Source organism: Streptosporangium sp. NPDC023615 (assembly GCF_040640155.1).
GTDB lineage: Bacteria > Actinomycetota > Actinomycetes > Streptosporangiales > Streptosporangiaceae > Streptosporangium.
On the sequence record NZ_JBFABE010000007.1, the window covers coordinates 50190 to 69275 of the forward strand.

General features: G+C 70.9%; 17 protein-coding genes and 1 pseudogene. 8 read left to right on the forward strand and 10 right to left on the reverse strand.

Annotated features, from left to right (window positions below; genetic code table 11):
* The 7 genes and pseudogenes from AB0G16_RS07845 to AB0G16_RS07875 form a co-directional block, all read right to left on the reverse strand.
* Window positions 1-621, reverse strand: a pseudogene (locus AB0G16_RS07845) (hypothetical protein); the annotation flags it as partial.
* A gap of 224 nt (window positions 622-845) precedes the next feature.
* A complete protein-coding gene (clpB, locus tag AB0G16_RS07850) occupies window positions 846-3428 on the reverse strand; it encodes an ATP-dependent chaperone ClpB (protein ID WP_362800357.1) in 2583 nt (860 codons plus the stop codon).
* A gap of 121 nt (window positions 3429-3549) precedes the next feature.
* Entirely contained in the window at window positions 3550-3897 is a 348-nt protein-coding gene (locus tag AB0G16_RS07855; protein WP_362800360.1) for a helix-turn-helix transcriptional regulator, read from the reverse strand.
* Window positions 3898-3899: 2 nt separating this feature from the next.
* Window positions 3900-5102: a molecular chaperone DnaJ gene (dnaJ, locus tag AB0G16_RS07860; protein WP_362800363.1), complete on the reverse strand. Its 1203-nt coding sequence runs from the start codon at window positions 5100-5102 to the stop codon at window positions 3900-3902.
* Window positions 5103-5136: 34 nt separating this feature from the next.
* Window positions 5137-5748: a nucleotide exchange factor GrpE gene (grpE, locus tag AB0G16_RS07865; protein WP_362800365.1), complete on the reverse strand. Its 612-nt coding sequence runs from the start codon at window positions 5746-5748 to the stop codon at window positions 5137-5139.
* A gap of 28 nt (window positions 5749-5776) precedes the next feature.
* Window positions 5777-7654 carry a molecular chaperone DnaK gene (gene dnaK, locus AB0G16_RS07870; protein WP_362800368.1) on the reverse strand — a complete coding sequence of 626 codons (1878 nt, stop codon included), beginning with the start codon at window positions 7652-7654 and terminating at the stop codon, window positions 5777-5779.
* A 368-nt stretch (window positions 7655-8022) separates the two neighbouring features.
* A complete protein-coding gene (locus tag AB0G16_RS07875) occupies window positions 8023-8511 on the reverse strand; it encodes a hypothetical protein (protein WP_362800371.1) in 489 nt (162 codons plus the stop codon).
* A 129-nt stretch (window positions 8512-8640) separates the two neighbouring features.
* On the opposite strand from AB0G16_RS07875, the gene proC reads away from it, so the two are divergent.
* The 8 genes from proC to AB0G16_RS07915 all read left to right on the forward strand — a co-directional run bounded on the left by proC (window position 8641) and on the right by AB0G16_RS07915 (window position 16031).
* Entirely contained in the window at window positions 8641-9435 is a 795-nt protein-coding gene (proC, locus tag AB0G16_RS07880) for a pyrroline-5-carboxylate reductase (protein ID WP_362800374.1), read from the forward strand.
* A 280-nt stretch (window positions 9436-9715) separates the two neighbouring features.
* Window positions 9716-10879 (forward strand): acetoin utilization protein AcuC, encoded by a 1164-nt coding sequence (locus tag AB0G16_RS07885; RefSeq protein ID WP_362800377.1) that lies wholly within the window; start codon window positions 9716-9718, stop codon window positions 10877-10879.
* Window positions 10880-10964: 85 nt separating this feature from the next.
* The gene (locus AB0G16_RS07890) at window positions 10965-11744 is read left to right on the forward strand and encodes a phosphatase (protein WP_362800380.1); all 780 of its coding nucleotides are present in this window, start codon (window positions 10965-10967) and stop codon (window positions 11742-11744) included.
* Between the two features lie 322 nt (window positions 11745-12066).
* On the forward strand, window positions 12067-12270 hold the full coding sequence (locus tag AB0G16_RS07895; RefSeq protein WP_012887307.1) for a helix-turn-helix domain-containing protein: 204 nt from the start codon (window positions 12067-12069) through the stop codon (window positions 12268-12270).
* Window positions 12271-12570: 300 nt separating this feature from the next.
* On the forward strand, window positions 12571-12669 hold the full coding sequence (locus AB0G16_RS07900; protein ID WP_018654693.1) for an AURKAIP1/COX24 domain-containing protein: 99 nt from the start codon (window positions 12571-12573) through the stop codon (window positions 12667-12669).
* Between the two features lie 22 nt (window positions 12670-12691).
* Window positions 12692-13717, forward strand: coding sequence for an NAD-dependent epimerase/dehydratase family protein (locus AB0G16_RS07905; RefSeq protein ID WP_362800383.1), 1026 nt, complete (start codon window positions 12692-12694; stop codon window positions 13715-13717).
* The gene (locus tag AB0G16_RS07910; protein WP_362800386.1) at window positions 13714-14658 is read left to right on the forward strand and encodes a lysophospholipid acyltransferase family protein; all 945 of its coding nucleotides are present in this window, start codon (window positions 13714-13716) and stop codon (window positions 14656-14658) included. Before AB0G16_RS07905 ends, AB0G16_RS07910 begins: the two co-directional genes overlap by 4 nt.
* A gap of 302 nt (window positions 14659-14960) precedes the next feature.
* Window positions 14961-16031: an alpha/beta hydrolase gene (locus AB0G16_RS07915; protein ID WP_362800389.1), complete on the forward strand. Its 1071-nt coding sequence runs from the start codon at window positions 14961-14963 to the stop codon at window positions 16029-16031.
* Window positions 16032-16075: 44 nt separating this feature from the next.
* Here the strand turns inward: AB0G16_RS07915 and AB0G16_RS07920 are convergent, their stop codons facing one another.
* From AB0G16_RS07920 to AB0G16_RS07930, 3 genes are all read right to left on the reverse strand, one after another.
* A complete protein-coding gene (locus tag AB0G16_RS07920) occupies window positions 16076-16873 on the reverse strand; it encodes an HAD-IB family hydrolase (RefSeq protein ID WP_362800857.1) in 798 nt (265 codons plus the stop codon).
* 419 nt (window positions 16874-17292) lie between these two features.
* Window positions 17293-17904 carry a DUF5667 domain-containing protein gene (locus tag AB0G16_RS07925; RefSeq protein ID WP_362800392.1) on the reverse strand — a complete coding sequence of 204 codons (612 nt, stop codon included), beginning with the start codon at window positions 17902-17904 and terminating at the stop codon, window positions 17293-17295.
* A gap of 369 nt (window positions 17905-18273) precedes the next feature.
* A complete protein-coding gene (locus tag AB0G16_RS07930; RefSeq protein WP_362800394.1) occupies window positions 18274-18918 on the reverse strand; it encodes a sigma-70 family RNA polymerase sigma factor in 645 nt (214 codons plus the stop codon).
* Window positions 18919-19086 lie beyond the last annotated feature (168 nt).

Sequence of the window (19086 nt, forward strand, 5' to 3'; positions counted from 1 at the left end):
GGCCGGTGCCGCGGGGGCCTCGGCGGGAGCCGGTGCCGCGGGGGCGTCGGCGGCCGGGGCCGGGGTGTCGAGGGTCGGGGCCTGAGCCTCGGCCGGGGTGTCGGTGGGGGCGGAGGCCTGGGGGGCTTCCGCGATCACCGGGGTCCGGGCGGACTCGGCGTCGGCCGGGGCGGCCTCAGCCGGGGCCGGGGCGGGTGCCTCGGCCGGGGCCTCAACGTCGGTAGGGGCAGGAGCCTCGGCGTTCGCCGGGGTTCCGATCTGCGGCCGGGTCTCGTCAACGGCGGCCGGGGCCTCGGCGGGTGCCGGGGCCATGACTGCCGGCGTCGCGCCGGCCGGCGCCTCCGCAGAAGGTGCCTGAGCGGAAGGTGCCTCGGCGGAAGGTGCCTGGGCAGAAGGTGCCTCGGCGTTCGCCGGAGTCCTGGTCTCCCCGCTCGCCGGCGCCTCGGGCTCGTCGCCGGGCGGAGGAACCTCGTCACCGGCGGTCGCCGTGTCACCGGTGACCGTGCTCTCCAGGATCACGACCTCTTCACAGGCGCCCGAAGCGGTCCCGGGCGTCTGGGACGTCCCCACCGCGTCCGGGTCGGCGCAGGGCGCCATTCCCGCCGCGGCCGGAGCGACCATCGTCCATCCTGCACCGGCCGTGAGCACCGCCACCGCGAGAAATCCTCGGATGTTCCGTGATGCGTTCGACATGCACATCCCCCTGTTGCGTTCGGTAATCCGACGAATGCCGAACGTAACAGGGGGGTCTCGACGGGGAGCCGGCTTGGCTCAATGCTGGTCAAGCCCTTACCGGTCCTCAAACGCTCGCGACCGGTCGTCTGGTGGGCCTCACTCCCCCGTGGTCAGCCTCTTACCGCGCCGATCGTCAGGCTGTCGCTCGCCGGGTCCAGGTCGACCAGCACCTCGTCACCGTCCTGGACCTCGCCGGAGAGCACCTTCCTGGCCAGGCTGTCGCCGATCGCGGACTGCACGAGGCGGCGGAGCGGACGGGCGCCGTACAGGGGGTCGAAGCCCGTCAGCGCCAGCCAGTCGCGTGCCGCCGGGGTCACGGTGAGCGTGAGCCGCCGGTCGGCCAGGCGCCTGGCCAGGTGGGCCACCTGCAGATCAACGATCTTGGACAGTTCCTCCGTGCCGAGCGCGTCGAACTGGATCACGTCGTCGAGCCGGTTGAGGAACTCCGGCTTGAAGGCGTTCCTGACCGCGGCCATCACGGCCGTCCGCTGGGCCTCCTTGGTCATGCCCGGGTCCACCAGGAACTGCGAGCCGATGTTCGAGGTGAGGATCAGGATCACGTTGCGGAAGTCGACCGTGCGGCCCTGACCGTCGGTGAGCCGCCCGTCGTCGAGCACCTGGAGCAGGATGTCGAAGACCTCCGGGTGGGCCTTCTCGACCTCGTCCAGCAGCACCACGGTGTACGGGCGGCGCCGTACGGCCTCGGTGAGCTGGCCGCCCTCCTCGTAGCCGATGTAGCCGGGAGGGGCGCCCACGAGCCGCGAGACGCTGTGCTTCTCGCCGTACTCGCTCATGTCGATGCGGACCATCGCCCGCTCGTCGTCGAACAGGAAGTCCGCCAGCGCCTTGGCCAGCTCGGTCTTGCCGACGCCCGTAGGGCCCAGGAACAGGAAGCTGCCGGTGGGCCTGTCCGGGTCGGAGATGCCCGCCCGCGCCCGCCGTACGGCGTCGGAGACGGCCTCGACGGCCTGCCGCTGGCCGATCAGGCGCCTGCCGAGCTCCTCCTCCATGCGCAGCAGCTTGCTGGTCTCGCCCTCCAGCAGGCGTCCCGCGGGGATGCCGGTCCAGGAGGAGATGACCTGCGCGATGTCGTCGGAGCCGACCTCCTCCTTGACCATGGCGTCCTCGGGCTGGGCGGTCTTGCTGGCCTCGGCGAGCTCGGCCTCCAGCTTGGGCACCTCGGCGTACATCAACCGGGAGGCGTTCTCGAAGTCGCCGTCGCGCTGGGCCCGCTCGGCGGCGCCGCGCACCTCGTCGATCTGCTTCTTCAGGTCGCCGACCCGGTTGAGCCCGGCCTTCTCCTGCTCCCAGCGGGCGACCAGGGCGTTGAGCTCCTCCTGGCGGTCGGCGAGCTCCTTGCGGAGCCGCTCCAGCCGCTGCAGGCTGCTCTCGTCGGTCTCCTTGGCGAGCGCCAGCTCCTCCATCCGCATCCGGTCGACGTTCCGCTGGAGCTGGTCGATCTCCACCGGGCGGGAGTCGATCTCCATGCGGAGCCGGGAGGCGGCCTCGTCGACGAGGTCGATCGCCTTGTCCGGCAGGAACCGGGAGGTGATGTAGCGGTCGGAGAGCGCGGCGGCGGCCACGAGCGCGCCGTCGGCGATCTGCACCTGGTGGTGCGCCTCGTAGCGTCCCTTGAGGCCGCGCAGGATGGCGATGGTGTCCTCGACGCTGGGCTCGCCCACGTAGACCTGCTGGAAGCGCCGCTCCAGCGCCGGGTCCTTCTCGATGCGCTCGCGGTACTCGTCCAGCGTGGTCGCGCCGATCATCCGCAGCTCGCCGCGGGCCAGCATGGGCTTGAGCATGTTGCCCGCGTCCATCGAGCCCTCGGCCGCGCCCGCGCCGACCATGGTGTGCAGCTCGTCGATGAAGGTGACGACCTGGCCGTCGCTCTCCTTGATCTCGCCGAGCACGGCCTTGAGGCGCTCCTCGAACTCGCCGCGGAACTTGGCGCCGGCGACCATGGCGCCCAGGTCGAGCGCGATCAGGCGCTTGTCGCGCAGGCTGGAGGGCACGTCGCCGGCCACGATCCGCTGGGCGAGCCCCTCCACCACCGCGGTCTTGCCGACGCCGGGCTCGCCGATGAGCACCGGGTTGTTCTTGGTACGGCGGCTGAGCACCTGGACGACCCGCCGGATCTCCGAGTCGCGGCCGATCACCGGGTCGAGCTTGCCCGCCCTGGCCTGCTCGGTCAGGTCGATCCCGTACTTCTCCAGCGCCTGGTAGGTGTCCTCGGGCGTCGCGCTGGTCACCTTGGCGTGCCCGCGCACCTTCTCGAAGGCGTCCAGCAGGGCGGCCGGGCTCGCGCCGGCGGAGGTGAGCAGCCGGGCGATCGGGCCGCCGTCGGTGGCCAGGCCGACCAGCAGGTGCTCGGTCGAGACGTACTCGTCCTCCAGGCTGCGGGCCCGCTGGGCGGCGGTGTTCAGCACGGTGAGGAGCTGCCGCGAGCTGGAGGGCGCACCGACCGTGGAGCCCTGCGCCTTGGGCAGGGCGGCGAGCTGCGTCTCGGCCTCGGTCCTGAGCTTCTTCCAGTCGGCGCCCACCGCCTCCAGCAGGGGCACGGCGGTGCCGCCGGTCTGGGCCAGCAGCGAGGTGAACAGGTGGGCCGGGGCGACCTCGGGGTTGCCTTCGGCGGCTGCCCGCCGGATGGCGGAGGAGACCGCCTCCTGGCTCTTCTGGGTGAGCTTGTAGTCCATGCTTACCAGGCCTTAGTGCAGAGGGCGACGCTGCGCGCCGCGGTTCGGACGCTCGTGCCCGGTCCGACGACGGCGCCGTGCGCCGCGCGCGTTCGCTGTGGAACGGGACCGGACGGGACTCTCAGGCGGGGGGCAGCTGGTATTGGATCAGGGCGCGGATCATGTTCATCTCCGCGCGGAGACGGTGGTTCTCGTCGCGCAGCCGCAGGGCCTCGTTCTCGAGGGCCAGGATGCGCTTGATGCCCGCGAGGTTGATGCCCTCCTCCTGGGAGAGCCTCTGGACCTCGCGGAGCATCACGATGTCGCGGGTGGAGTACAGGCGCCCGCGTCCGGCCGTACGGCCCGGACTGACCAGACCGAGACGGTCGTACTGGCGCAGGGTCTGCGGGTGCAGACCGGACAGCTGGGCGGCCACTGAGATCACGTAGACGGGTGTGTCGTCCGACAGATCGAAGTAGTTGGCTTCCATGGCTACTCGCTCCTGGCCTGTGCTATCAGGTCAGCCCGCGGGTCACCTCCCGAGGTGGCGTCGCGGAACTCCTCCAGGGCGCCTCGCGCCTTGTCCTCCAGCGTCTGCGGCACCAGGACCTCGATCGTGGCGAGCAGGTCGCCCTTGGTGCCGTCCTTGCGGGTCACGCCCCTGCCGCGCACCCGGAAGGTGCGGCCGTTCGGTGTGCCCTCGGGGATGCGCAGGGTGACCGGCATCCCCTTGAGGGTCGGCACCTTGATCTCGGCGCCCAGCGCGGCCTCGGTGAAGGTGACCGGGACGGTGACCGTCAGGTTCTCACCCGTCCTGCCGAACACGGAGTGCGGCTTGACGTGGATCTGGACGTAGAGGTCGCCGGCCGGGCCGCCGTTCTCGCCGGGCGCGCCCTTGGCCTTGATCTTGATGCGCTGGCCGTCGCCGACACCGGCCGGGATGCGGGCCTGGATCGTGCGGGTGCTCTTGCCCCGCCCGCTCCCGTCGCACACCGGGCACGGGTCGTCCACCAGCAGCCCGCGGCCCTTGCAGTCGCGGCACGGCTCGGAGAAGGCGAAGTTGCCCAGGTTGCGGCTGGCCGCCCCGGTGCCGTCGCAGGTCGGGCAGACCCGCGGGGTGGTGCCGGCCTTGGCGCCGGTGCCCCCGCACGCGGTGCACGCCGACGAGCTGGTCAGGCGGAGCGAGACCGTGGTGCCCTCGACCGCCTCGGAGAAGCTGAGGGTCACCTCGGACTCGATGTCCTGGCCCCGGCGCGCCCTGGTGGTCGTCCCGCCGGGGCGGCCCGCGCCGCCCCGGTTGAACAGGCCGCCGAAGATGTCGCCGATGCGCTCCCCGGCGCCGCTCTGCTGCTGGTTGGTGCCCCCGAACAGGTCCCCCAGGTCGAACGGGAAACCGCCCGCGCCCGGCCGCGGTGCCCCCGCGCCCCCCGGGTAGCCGCCGATGCCCGATCCGAACAGCGTCCGCGCCTCGTCGTACTCCTTGCGGCGCTTGGTGTCGGACAGGACGTCGTAGGCCTCGGAGACCTCCTTGAACTTCGCGGTGCTCGCGGAGTTCTCCGAGCTGCCGGGGTTGGCGTCCGGGTGGTACTGCCTGGCCAGCTTCCGGTACGCCTTCTTGATCTCATCTGCCGTGGCGGACTTGGGCACACCAAGGACGGCGTAGTAGTCCTTCTCCAGGTAGTCCTTGGTGCTCATCCATCTTCCTTCTCAGAGATCAGACGTGGGGGTGTCAGTTGTCGTCCGCGGCGGGCGTCTCGGGCTCGGCCACCGCGACGCGCGCGGGGCGGAGCACTCGCTCGCCGATCCGGTAACCGGGCTGCAGGATCTCCACACAGGTCGCTTCCGTGACCTCGGAGGAGTAGCTGTGCATCAGCGCCTCGTGCACCATCGGGTCGAACGCCTCGCCCTTGGTGCCGTAGGAGCTGAGCCCCAGCTTCCCGGTGGCCGCCTCCAGTGACTCGCTCACCTTGGCGAAACCGCCGGTCAACTCCCCGTGGTCGCGGGCCCGGCCGATGTCGTCGAGGACCGGCAGCAGCTCCGACAGGACGCCGGCCACCGCCTGCTCCTTGACCGCGACCCGGTCCCGCTCGACCCGCTTGCGATAGTTGGAATACTCGGCCTGAAGGCGCTGCAGGTCCGCGGTGCGCTCGGCGAGCTGGGTGGCCAGCTCGATCGAGGCCAGGTCGGACGTCAGGGAGGACGGCGTGTCGCCCTGCTCCCCGACGTCCTGGCCGGTGGCCTCCGCCGGGTCCGCCTCGCGTGGCCGGCCCGTCTCCGGGTCGATCTTCCGGTTGTCGCGGATCACCGGCTCCTCTCCGGAACCGTTCTCGCGCGTGCTCACGCTGGTGCTCCCCTCGGCTTTCCGGCCGTCACTTGGCGCCGTCGTCGCGCTTCGGCTCGTCGTCCACGATCTCGGCCTCGACCACGTCGTCGTCGGTCTTCTGCTCGTTCGTGGCGCCCGCGTCCGCGTCCGGCGTGCCGGTCGGGGTCTCGGACCCCTGGGACTGAGCGTAGATCGCCGAGCCCATCTTCTGGCTGACCGTGGCGAGCTTCTCGGCGGAGGCGCGGATCTCGGACGAGTCGGTGCCCTCCAGAGCCTTCTTCAGCTCGGCGACGGCCTCGTTGACCTCGTTCTTGATGTCGTCCGGGACCTTGTCGGCGTTCTCGCCGAGGAACTTCTCGGTCTGGTAGACGAGCGAGTCGGCGTTGTTGCGCGTCTCGGCCTCTTCGCGGCGCTTCTTGTCCTCCTCGGCGTAGGACTCGGCCTCGCGCATCATGCGCTCGATGTCGTCCTTCGGCAGCGCGGAGCCGCCGGTGATCGTCATCGTCTGCTCCTTGCCGGTGCCGAGGTCCTTGGCGGAGACGTTGACGATGCCGTTGGCGTCGATGTCGAAGGTGACCTCGATCTGCGGGATGCCGCGCGGCGCCGGGGCGATGCCGGTCAGCTCGAAGGTGGCCAGCTTCTTGTTGTACGCCGCGATCTCGCGCTCGCCCTGGTAGACCTGGATCTGCACCGACGGCTGGTTGTCCTCGGCCGTGGTGAAGACCTCGGAGCGCTTGGTCGGGATCGTGGTGTTACGCTCGATGATCTTCGTGAAGATCCCGCCCTTGGTCTCGATGCCCAGGCTCAGCGGGGTCACGTCGAGCAGCAGGACGTCCTTGACCTCGCCCTTGAGCACGCCGGCCTGGAGGGCGGCGCCGATGGCCACGACCTCGTCCGGGTTGACGCCCTTGTTGGGCTCCTTGCCGCCGGTCAGCTCCTTGACGAGCTCGGCCACGGCGGGCATGCGGGTCGAGCCGCCGACGAGCACCACGTGGGCGATGTCGGAGACCTTGATCCCGGCGTCCTTGACGACCTGGTTGAACGGGCCCTTGCACCGCTCGAGCAGGTCGGCGGTGATCCGCTGGAACTCGGCGCGGGTGAGCTTCTCCTCCAGGTGGAGGGGACCCTCGGCCGAGGCCGTGATGTACGGCAGGTTGATGGAGGTCTCCGACTGGCTGGAGAGCTCGATCTTGGCCTTCTCCGCGGCCTCGCGCAGGCGCTGCAGGGCCATCTTGTCCTTGGTCAGGTCCACGCCGTGCGCGTTCTTGAACCGGTTGGCCAGCTCGTCCACGACGCGCTGGTCCCAGTCGTCGCCACCGAGGTGGTTGTCGCCGCTGGTGGCCTTGACCTCGACGAAGCCGTGACCGTCCTCCTGGCCGACGTCGAGCAGGGACACGTCGAAGGTGCCGCCGCCGAGGTCGAAGACGAGGATGGTCTCGTCCTTGTCCTTGTCGAGGCCGTACGCCAGCGCGGCGGCGGTGGGCTCGTTGATGATGCGCAGCACGTTGAGGCCGGCGATGGTGCCCGCCTCCTGGGTCGCCTGGCGCTGGGCGTCGTTGAAGTAGGCGGGAACGGTGATCACCGCGTCGGTGATCTTCTCGCCCAGGTAGGCCTCCGCGTCCTGCTTGAGCTTCTGCAGGACGAACGCGCTGATCTGCTGCGGGTTGGACTTCTTGCCGTCGATCTCGATGGACCAGTTGGTGCCCATCTCGCGCTTGACCGAGCGGATCGTCCGGTCGACGTTGGTGACGGCCTGCCGCTTGGCGACCTCACCGACGAGGACCTCGCCGTTCTTCGCGAACGCGACCACGGACGGGGTGGTCCGCGAACCCTGAGCGTTGGCGATGACGGTGGGCTCACCGCCCTCAAGAATCGAGACGACGGAGTTGGTCGTCCCCAGGTCGATACCTACCGCACGTGCCATGAGTACGTCCTTGTAGTCAAAGTTGAGTCGATGAGACTCATAGTGGAACCTCGAGCGAGGTTTGTCAAACGACTTGAGTCTATTGGGCTCAACCCTGAATCGCGCGCGAGCATTCCCGATCTCCCGTAAACGGGCAGGGGACGCCCACCCCCTCTGACGAGGGAACACCCGGGGATCGTTCCCGGCGCGGCGACCGGGGACCGTCCGGCCGCCACGGGCAGGACGGGAGGCGTTCGGGGCGCGGGAGGGAGTCCTTCGGGGGCGGGGGCGGAACGTGCCCGGTGTTCCGAAAAGGGCGCCCCCTTCCCGTACCGCCGGGACGTGGACGGCGGCGCGGGAAAGGGGCGCCCGGAGGTACGGGGCGGGCGTCAGCGGGCGCCGTCGACGACCTTGCGGGAGCCGAGGGGCTTCTTGAGCTTGACGGTCGTCACCTTCTTGATGGCGATCTCGATGCAGGCGACGTTCTGGGCCTTGCTGCTCGGCCCCTCCCAGAGGGTGACGGTCACCCGCTTGGAGGTCTGCCGCACGGTGACCCGGTCGAGGACGTTGCACGGCTCGACGCCGGACCACCAGACGACCCGCAGGCTCCGGCCGTCCTTGGAGGGGGTGGCCTTCAGCCACCTGATCTTGCGCGGGTTGTCGGTGTCGCCCTCGGGCCTCGTGGGCTTCGGGGAGTCGCCGGTGGGCTCGGTCCGGGGGGCCACGGTCCCGCCCGCCGGCTGTGAGGGGGCGCCGGAGACGGCCGTGTCGTGGCTCGCCGGCTGCGAGGGGACGCCGGTGGCGACCGTGGCGCTGGGTTCGGTGCCGCAGCCCAGAACCAGCAGCAGGCTTCCGGCCAGGATGGGGTTCGCGATCATACGCATACCCCCAAGACGGATCGGGACCCCGGACGGTTCAGGCGTTCCGGCGGAAGGCCGTGTCCGGCGGGGTGCCGGCGGGGTGCCGGTAGGGTTCGGGGGTTCGGTCCCCGACCTCGAGGTGCTCTCATGATCGCGATCCTTGGAACCGGCAAGATGGGGGAGGCCCTGCTCTCCGGGCTGCTCAGGGCCGGGTTCAAGCCGGGTGACGTGCTGGCGACGGCGCGGCGCGCCGAGCGCCGCGAGGCCCTCGCGGAGCGGTACGGGGTCCGGGTGGTCTCCAACGACGAGGCCGCCAAGACCGCCGACACGATCATCCTCGCGGTCAAGCCGCAGGACATGGGGACCCTGCTGGCCGAGATCGCCCCCCACCTGCCGACCGACCGCCTGGTCGTCTCGGCCGCGGCGGGGATCACGACCGCCTTCGTCGAGTCGCGCCTGGGCGCCGAGATTGCGGTGGTCCGGGTCATGTCCAACACGCCGGTGCTGGTGGACGAGGCGATGAGCGTGATCTCGGCCGGGGCGCACGCCTCCGAGGAGCACCTGCGGCGCGCCGAGGACCTGTTCAGCCCGGTGGGCAAGGTGCTGCGCATCCCCGAGTCGCAGCAGGACGCGGCCACCGCCCTGTCCGGCAGCGGCCCCGCGTACTTCTTCTACCTGGTCGAGGCCATGGTCGACGCCGGCATCCTGCTCGGCATGCCCCGGGCCGCCGCCCTCGACATGGTCACCCAGTCGATCGTCGGTGCGGCGATCATGCTCCGCGACTCGGGCGAGCACCCGGTGATCCTCCGCGAGGCGGTCACCTCGCCGGGCGGCACCACCATCGCGGCCATCGCCGAGCTGGAGAGGCACAGCGTCCGCGCGGCCTTCCTGGCGGCCATCGAGGCCGCCCGGGACCGGGGGCGCCAGCTCGCCGAGGGGTGACCGCCGGGACCCGTTCGGACCGGCACTCGTTCAGACCCGTATCCGCCCGAACCGGCCATGTCCGGGCCGGTGCCGCTTGAACCGGCGCCCGCCCGGGCCGGGCACGCTCGGAAAACAGGGCGTCGAACAGCAATAAATCCCCATGTTTCGGTTAGATGAAAAGCATCGCTCCTCCAAGACGCCTGGGTAAACGCCCTTCCGCGCACGTGCGGTAACGTCGAGCGGGGAGCAGGCGGATCCGGCCGCGGCGCGCGGCGCCGCGACCAGACAGGGAGTGCGCATGAGCCGGTCCGTACGGGTCGTCTGGGACGATGCGCTCACCTCGTACGACTTCGGCCCCGGCCACCCGCTCGCGCCCGTGAGGGTCGAGCTGACGATGGCGCTGGCCAGGGAGCTCGGCGTGCTGGACCTGGTGGAGATGAGCGGCTGCGCCCCCGCCACCGACGACGAGCTGGCCCTCGTGCACGAGCGCGGTTACATCGAGGCCGTCAAGCGGGTCTCCGCCACCGGGCGGCCCGACGTGACCCACGGCCTGGGAACCGACGACAACCCCGCCTTCCCCGGCGTCCACGAGGCGTCCGCGCTGATCACGGGCGCCAGCCTGGCCGCGGCCCGCGCGGTGTGGACCGGTGAGGCCGAGCACGCGGTCAACGTCGCGGGCGGCCTGCACCACGCGATGGCCTCCTGGGCGAGCGGCTTCTGCGTCTACAACGACCCGGCCGCCGCCATCGCGTGGCTGCTGGCGCAGGGCGCCTCGAGGGTGGCCTACGTGGACGTGGACGTGCACCACGGCGACGGCGTCCAGGCGATGTTCTACGACGACCCGAGGGTTCTCACCATCAGCCTGCACGAGAGCCCGCGCACGCTCTTCCCCGGCACGGGCTTCCCCGAGGAGCGCGGCGCCGAGGGCACCGCGGTCAACGTGGCGCTGCCCGCCGGATGCGGTGACGGCGGCTGGCTGAGGGCCTTCCACGCGGTGGTCCCGCCGCTGCTGCGGGAGTTCGCCCCCGAGGTCCTGGTCACCCAGCACGGCTGTGACAGCCACGCCCTCGACCCCCTGGCCAACCTGATGCTCAGCCTGGACGGCCAGCGCGCCGCGTACGCGGCCCTGCACGAGCTGGCCCACGAGACCGCCGGCGGCCGCTGGGTCGTGACCGGAGGCGGCGGGTACGAGCTGGTGCAGGTCGTCCCCCGTGCCTGGACGCATCTGATCGCCGAGGTGGCGGGCCACCCGCTCGACCCGGCGACCGCCACCCCCGAGGCCTGGCGTACGTTCGTCAAGGAGCGCACCAACCAGTCGGCCCCCCTGACGCTGACCGATGGTCGCGACCCGGAATTTCGTGATTTCTCCGCTGGTTATGATCCAGCAGACCCGATCGACCGAGCCATCATGGCCACGAGGAACGCCGTCTTCCCTCTTCATGGCCTTGATCCCCTCCCGTGACGCGGGGACTCACCGGTCCCTCCCCGACGACGAAACGGCCCGGCCGGTATCCCGGTGAACAGGACCGAGGAACAAAGGTGCGCCGATGACACACGCCGAGCTTCGCGAGCACCTGGTCCGGACCAGGATCGCCGGGGACGTGGCGACCAGCCGGGAGAACAACCTGGATCACTACCGGTCGCTGGCCAACCGTGATCCGCACTACATGTTCGGGCTGACGCTGGACGGCCCCTGGGCCTACCGGGACATCCTCGAGCTGATGGTCAAGTCCGCGGGGGTCGTGGCCGACCGCGATCACCGCGAGGGCCAGGACACCATCGACCCCGACCGTACGATCGAGGCCGTCGAGAGGATGGGGGACACGATCGCGGGCGTGCTCCGGCAGGAGAGCCCCCGCATCCTGATCGCCACCGGTCACCCCACCGGCCTGCTCACCATCCACATGGCCCTGGCGCGGATGATCAGGGCGCGGGGCCTGACCCTGATGAGCCCGGCCGAGGGCTGGTCGTACTGGGGAAGCGGGTTCGGCCGCAGGCGCAAGATCCGTTACATGGACGACGTCGCGATGCTCGACGACAAGGGTTCCTTCGTGCACACCCACGACCCGGCCCCGATGCGGGCGATGCTCTCCGAGCTGGGGACGGACCGGCCCGATCTGGTGATCGCCGACCACGGCTGGGCCGGAGCCGCCGGAGAGGCGGGCGTCCTCACGGTGGGGTTCGCCGACAGCAACGACCCGGCGCTCTTCGTCGGCGAGGCCGAGGGCAAGATCGCGGTGACCGTGCCGCTCGATGACAACGTGCTACCCCGCTATTACGAGCCGCTGACGCGCCACCTGGTCGAAAGGGTCCTGCGGGACCTCTGAGACAGGGGATGCGTGAATTGGGACATCCCTATACGGGCATTTCGCGCCTGCATTCCACGGAGCTCGCCGACCGTTTGCCAACTTTTTGAGGATTGTGGGCGACTCTAATGGGAGACAGTTGGTCCGTTCCATGATCGAGTCAAGGGGCACGGTCAGGCTGCTGGCCAGCGATTTCGTCAGTTTCGCTGACGTGGGAGACCGCGGGCTGAGAAAATAGGGGGTTTGCGTGCCCGGGGTCGAGACTTACGCTGACAGCAGTACACGTGCGTGAGCAATGGCACCAGTGGGGATAACCCGGATACACGTGCGGAAGAGGCGTCCGATGGGTGCAGGCGAAAGACCTCTCAGTGAGGTGAAGTTCCTGACGGTGGCAGAAGTGGCCACTGTCATGAGGGTGTCCAAGATGACTGTGTACCGACTCGTGCATTCGGGCGAGCTGCCGGCCATCCGGGTCGGTCGATCCTTCCGGGTGCCGGAGCAGGCGGTGCACGATTATCTCAGGGACGCCTACATCGAGGCAGGCTGAGGCAGGGGCGGCCCGGTGCGCCGCGCCGAGCGTCGGGGATGACCCGGTCGCGAGGCGAACCAGGCGCATCGGCCGGCTCGTGACCTGTTCGTTCCGGTCTGACCGGTGAGTGATTTCCGGTAAGCCCGGCATTGGGTGGGTCTCGGCCTCGTCGGGGTAGCGACGCGGTCACCGCGTCGTGAGTTCACGCGCCCGGGGTCCCCCAGGGGCGATCCACCACGGATCGCCGGTAGTCTGTTGTGCCGGTGTGCTCTCGCGTACCGGTTCGACATTCTCGGCTACCAGCTACCTGGGGGTCCCGTGGGCTCTGTGATCAAGAAGCGCCGTAAGCGCATGGCGAAGAAGAAGCACCGCAAGCTTCTCAAGAAGACCCGCATCCAGCGGCGTAACAAGAAGTAGTAGCGCGGTCTGCGAGGCGCCGATGACCCATATCGTGCTTGTCACCGGGGTCTCGCGCCACATCGGCGCCCGAGTGGCGAGCGCTCTCGCGGATGACCCGGGCATCGACCGGGTCATCGGAGTGGATACGGTGCCGCCGCCCTCGCTCTCAGGTGATGGCGGCGTACCTCTCGGGCGGATGGAGTTCGTCCGCGTCGATCTGCGCGGTCCCGACATCTCCCGGGTGATCGCGGACGCCGACATCGACACCGTCGTTCACATGAGCCTGGTGAGCGCTCCTCCCCGGAGCGGTGGCCGGATGCTCATGAAGGAACACAACGTCATCGGCACCATGCAGTTGCTCGGTGCCTGTCAGCGATCCGCGACGGTCCGCCGTGTCGTGGTGCGCTCCACCACCGCCGTCTACGGTTCCTCCCCGCGCGACCCGGCCGTCTTCACCGAGGACGCCGAGCCGGGGGAGCCGCCCGGCCGCGGCTACGCCAAGGACGCCTCCGAGGTGGAGGGGTACGTCCGGGGCTTCGCCAGGCGGCGGGGGGACGTGGCCGTGTCGACACTGAGGTTCGCCAACTTCATGGGACCCGGCGTCGACTCCCCGCTGACGCGCTACTTCACCCAGCCCCTCCTGCCCACCGTGCTCGGCTTCGACCCGAGACTGCAGTTCGTCCACGAGGACGACGCCGTCGAGGTGCTGCGCCGGACGGCGACGAACGATCACCCCGGCACGTTCAACGTGGCCGGGGACGGCGTGCTGCTGCTGTCGCAGTGCGCGCACAGGGCGGGTCTGCTCCCGCTGCCCGTCCCCTCCCCGCTGTTCCGCCTCGTGGGCGAGGCCGCCCGGGGGGCGCGGCTGGTCGACTTCTCCCCCGAGCAGCTCCGCCTGATGTGCCACGGGCGCGTGGTCGACACGGCCCCGCTGGCCGCCGCACTGGGCTGGAGGCCGAAGTTCTCCACGGCCGCCGCCTTCGAGGACTTCCTGCGTGCCCGCGACCTGGCCGGCGGCCTTCCCGCCGCCCTGCTGGAGGTCTTCTCCCGGGCGGTGAAGAGGTGAGCGGGAGCGCGGAGGAGCCCGGGGACGCCGACGAAGCGGATGCGACCGGCGGGACCGACGGGGCGGACACGGCCGGCGGGGCCGACGCGACCGGTGGGGCCGAGGATCGTCTGGCCGAGCTGCTGGCCTTCCTGCGACGTCGCCTGGCGGGGGAGTACGAGGTCGACGAGTTCGGCTTCGACGCGGAGCTCACCGACAGGGTCGTGCTGGAGCTGCTCCGCCCGCTCTACCGCCACTGGTTCCGTACCGAGACCGTCGGCATCCACAACGTGCCCGGCGACTCCGGCGCCCTGATCGTGGCCAACCACTCGGGAACCCTCCCGCTCGACGGGCTCATGCTCCAGGTGGCCCTTCACGACGACCATCCCGATCGCCGCGCGCTCCGCCTCCTGGGGGCGGATCTGGTGTATCGGCTCCCGGTGCTCGGACACCTGTCGCGCAAGACCGGCCACACCCTCGCGTGCCGGGAGGACGCCGACCGGCTGCTCCGGAAGGGGGAGGTCGTGGGCGTCTTCCCCGAGGGGTTCAAGGGGGTGGGCAAGCCGTTCTCGGAGCGCTACCGGTTGCAGCGCTTCGGACGCGGAGGTTTCGTCGCCTCCGCCATCCGGGCGGGCGTGCCCGTGATCCCCTGCGCCGTCGTGGGCGCCGAGGAGATCTATCCCAAGCTGGGCGACCTGCCCTTCCTGGCGAGGGCGCTGGGGCTCCCGTACATGCCGGTCACGCCGCTCTTCCCGTGGTTCGGCCCTCTCGGACTGGTGCCGCTCCCGTCCAAGTGGATGATCGGCTTCGGGGAGCCGATCCGCACCGACCGGTTCGACCCGGACGACGCCGACGACCCTATGGTGGTCCTCGACCTGACCGACCGGATCCGGGAGGCCGTCGGGCAGCGGCTCGACGAGCTCCGGCTCCGCCGCGGCCCCGCCTTCCCGCCCCTCTTCTGACCGCGCCACCCGCGCCACCCGCGCCACCCGCGCCACCGGCCCGCCACCGGCTCGCCGCCGACACGAGCTCCTCGTTCGAGCTCCTCGGCCGGGCCCTCCGGCGGGACTCCTCGTTCGAGCCTCTCGTCCGCGCCCGGCGCGACGGCCGAGGCCGCCGAAGTCGCCCGGGCGATCGGAGGCGTCGACGTCGTGCGCATCCCGGCGACGAAGGACGCGATTTTTATTGTCCTCAGCGTCTAACAGTGTGGGTACGCGCTGGATAGGGTGTGCGCGGTGCCGGGCTCACGGATGCGGAGGTGGTCATGGACGCGGGGCGTACGGCGGCCGTCGCCGGGCTGGCGGCGGGCACGGTGCTCGGGGTGGTCGCGCGACGGCGGCGGGCGGCCGCGGGAGACCCCGGCGGGGGTCTCAACGCGGGTCCCACCGGGGGTCCGGGCGGGCACCTCGGCGCGCACGGCGGCAGGCCGGTCACGGTCACGACCGACGACGGCGTGCGGCTCGCGGTGGACGTGGAGGAGGCCGCCTCACCGGGGGTGGCCGTGGTCTTCACCCACGGCTGGGTGATGAACCGGCACTGCTGGCACTTCCAGCGCGAGGCGCTGGCCGGACGGGCCACCCTGATCTTCTACGACCAGCGCGGGCACGGTGACTCCTCGGCCGGCGCGCTCGACGCCTGCACGGTCGACCGGCTCGGTGACGACCTCGCCGCGGTGATCGAGGCCGCCGTGCCCGGAGGGCTGCCGGTGGTGCTCGTCGGCCACTCCATGGGCGGTATGACCATCATGGCCTTCGCCGAGCGGCATCCGCAGACGCTGGCCGCCAGGGTGGCCGGGGTGGCGTTGCTGAGCACGTCCCCGGGCCGGCTGCGCGACAGCACGTTCGGGCTTCCGGGGCCGATCGGGCGGCTCGCGCCCCGCGTCACGCCCGTCATGTTCGAGCGCATGCTGGCCAGGGGCGCCCTCATCGACCGCAGGCCCGCCCTCAGGTCGCGCACCAACCTGCCGGTGACCCGGTACGTCGCCTTCGGGCCGCGCGCACCGCGCGAGCACGTGCGTTTCGTCAACGACATGGCCGTGGCCACTCCGACGGAGGTGATGGTCGGTTTCTTCCGTGCCTTCCTCGTCCACGACAAGCTGGCCGCACTGGCCGCGCTCGGTCCGGTGGAGACGCTCGTCATGGTCGGTGAGCGGGATCGTCTCACCCCGGCGGAGCACAGCCGCCGCATCGCCGACGCCCTGCCCGGCGCCCGGCTGCTCGTCCTCCCGGGTGCCGGACACATGATCGGCCTGGAGCGTCCCGTGGCCGTCAACCGGGAGCTGGTCGCCCTGCTCGACCGGGTCGTGACCGGCGGGACGGGACGCCCCGGGCACTGAGAGCCGGGGCGCCGCCGCGGAGGCCGGGAAGCCGCCCGGCGGGGTCAGTGCTCGGTGCGGTAGTGGCGGCGCAGGGCGATGGCGGCGGCGATCCCGCCCGCGAGCGCCCCGGCGCCCACGGCGATGGGAACGCCGACCATGGTCGCCTTGCGCCCGGTACGGAAGTCCTTGACGTCCCACCCGTTCTCCCGGGCGAAGTCGCGCAGATCGCCGTCCGGGTTGACCGCGGTGGCGTGACCGACGACGGAGAGCAGCGGCAGGTCGTTGGCCGAGTCGCTGTAGGCGTGGCAGCGGGCCAGGTCGAGGCCCTCCCGGCGGGCCAGGGCCCTGACCGCCTCGGCCTTGGCCGGGCCGTGCAGCAGATCGCCCACCAGGCGGCCGGTGTAGACGCCGTTCTCGGTCTCCGCGACGGTGCCCAGGGCACCGGTCAGGCCGAGCCGCTGTGCGATCACGCGGGCCAGCTCCACCGGGGTCGCGGTGACCAGCCAGACCCGCTGGCCGGCGTCGAGGTGCGCCTGGGCGATGGCTCGCGTACCGGCCCAGATGCGGTCGGCCATCACCTCGTCGTAGATCTCCTCGCCGAGGCGGACGATCTCCTCGACCGAGTTGCCGGCCGCGAAGGCCAGCGCGGTCTCCCTGGCCTCGGCGATGTGGGCGGGGTTCTCGTCGCCGCGGACCCGGAAGACCACCTGGCCGAGGGCGAACCGGAACAGGTCCCCGCTGGTGAACAGGCCACGCGAGGCGAGGCCTCGGGCGAAGTGGTAGATGGAGGCGCCGCGCATCATGGTGTTGTCGACGTCGAAGAAGGCGGCGGCCACCGGGTCGGGCTCGGCCATCGGCATCGCCACGGCGGCCGCTGCGGCGACCTCACCGGCCATGACCTCTCCGGCCGTCGCCTGCCCCGCCGTTCCCGCCTCGCCACGCCGTCGTAGTAGCCGCCTCATAGCATCTCAGCTTAACCGGGACACAGGGGTGAGATCGGTAGCCGCCGTATGAGCCGGATGTGACGATCCGGCGTCGTTCCAGAGGTGGTGTGCCCGTCGGAACGACTCTTCGAGGCGGCCCGAGACCACCCTCGCGATTCCCTGGAGAACGGCCACCCGGCCCTGCCGGAACGGCGCGGCGGACCGGTCCGGAACGGCCGGGGACGGCCGGGGACGGCCGGGGACAGGTCGAGAACGACCGGGGGCGTGCGGGGACAGGCGGGAGCGGCCGGGGGCGGCCGGAGAACATCGGGGGGCGGTCCGCCCGGCTGGGAGCGTCAACCGGGCGGGGCCAGCCCGTCGATGTAGTCGAGGTACCCGTGGGCCCTGCGCTGGTCCTCGGCGTCCATCTTCGGGAGCATCCCGGTGATCTGGGTGCGCTGTTTCCGCACGAAGTGCTTGAGCTCCTCGAACTCCTCGAGCTCGACGGCGACGGCGCCGTGGGCGTCGCGGCGCCGTACCTGCTCCAGGGAGGTCACCGCGGAACGAGTGGTGTCCTCCATCGCCTGGAGGGTCTCCCCGATCATGTCCTTGCGCTCTCCGGAGCCCAGGAGCTCCTGGACCTCGCGGGCGCGGGTCTCCGCGTACCCCAGGGAGCGGTTCGCCCGTTCGGCCTCGTCGGTACTCAGGTGGAACAGGGTGCTCTCGGCCGCTCGCTTGAGCGGGTAGAAGGTGTCGCCGGGCATCGAGCGGTACGTCCAGACGCCGGACAGGACCATCGAGGCCACCAGGACGGTGCTCAGCAGCCGCGGGAACAGCGAGCCGCGTGATCTCCGCCTGGAGTGGCGGGGGCCCGTCGTCCGCGGTTCGGGACGCTCCTGCTCGGGCAGGGGCCGGGTGAGCTGCTCGCGGAGCGTGGCCTGGAACTCGGGGCGGGGACTGGCCGTCATCCGGGCACCGAGTCGCGACACACGGTCCTGGATACGGGCCTGCGATCTCCGTGAGATTCCAGGCAGCCACTTCCCCATGAACGCTCCCCGCCGCCCCCAGCTCATGATCCAACGGTGTCACTTGCCTAACGACGACTCCGCACGCCAGGTTACGCGGTACACCGGCATCGGCATGGTGAACATCGTCACGGGCGCGGCACCGGTCGCCGGACACCGGAAGGCTCGGCGGGAACACGGCCCGGAGGCGGCCCGTCCGCGCCGGTCCGCGCCGGTCCGGGCAGGGGCGCGCCGGTCCGGGCAGGGGCGGACCGCCGCGAACGCGGCGGGAGGCGGACGGGGGAACCGGCGGGGAACCGGCGAGAGGCGCCGTCAGCTCAGGTCGGGGGGGAGCGCCCGGCCCAGGGCGCGGATCGCGCGGAACTGCAGCGCCTTGATCGCGCCGCTCTTCTTGCCCATGATCAGCGCGGTCTCGGCCAGCGACATGCCGTGCAGGAAACGCAGCACCACGCACTCCTGCTGCTCGGGGTTGAGGTCGCGGACGGCCCCGAGCACCCGGTCGCTGATCATCGCGGTGACGACGGCGTTCTCCGGGATGTGCGGGCCGTCGAGCGGGGTGTCGATCACCTCGGCGGTCGTGACCTCAAGGCGGTACCTGCCGGACTTGAAGTGATCGGTGATCAGGTTCCTCGCGATGGTCACGAGCCAGGCCCCGAAATCACGCCCTTGCCATGTGAAGTCCGTGATCCGGCGGAGCGCGCGGAGAAAGGTCTCGCTCGTGAGATCCTCTGCCAGCGGGTGTGAGCCGACCCGGAAGTAGACGTAGCGGTACACGAGCGTGAGGTAGCGGTCATAGAGCGTGCCAAAAGCATCCGTGTCTCCGGTTTTGGCACGCAGAACCAGCCTCCGGAGCTCGTCGGAGGCATCCTCACGTACGGTGAGGTCACTACTGCGGACGGGCTGGGCCACCCCGGCGGTCGTGGGGAGGTGCCCGGCGAGCGGCCACGTTTCAGGCATCCGGTATCCCTGAGGGGAAGGGGGTACGGCGTGCTCGATCACTCTAGAAATCACCGCCTAATTCCACAATCTACTTTGAAACATCGTGACTGGGGGTAATCGCCGGATACGGTGTGGAGCCGGTCCTCGTCGGACCGGTCCCGGGAGCGGAGCACAGCTTCGGCTACC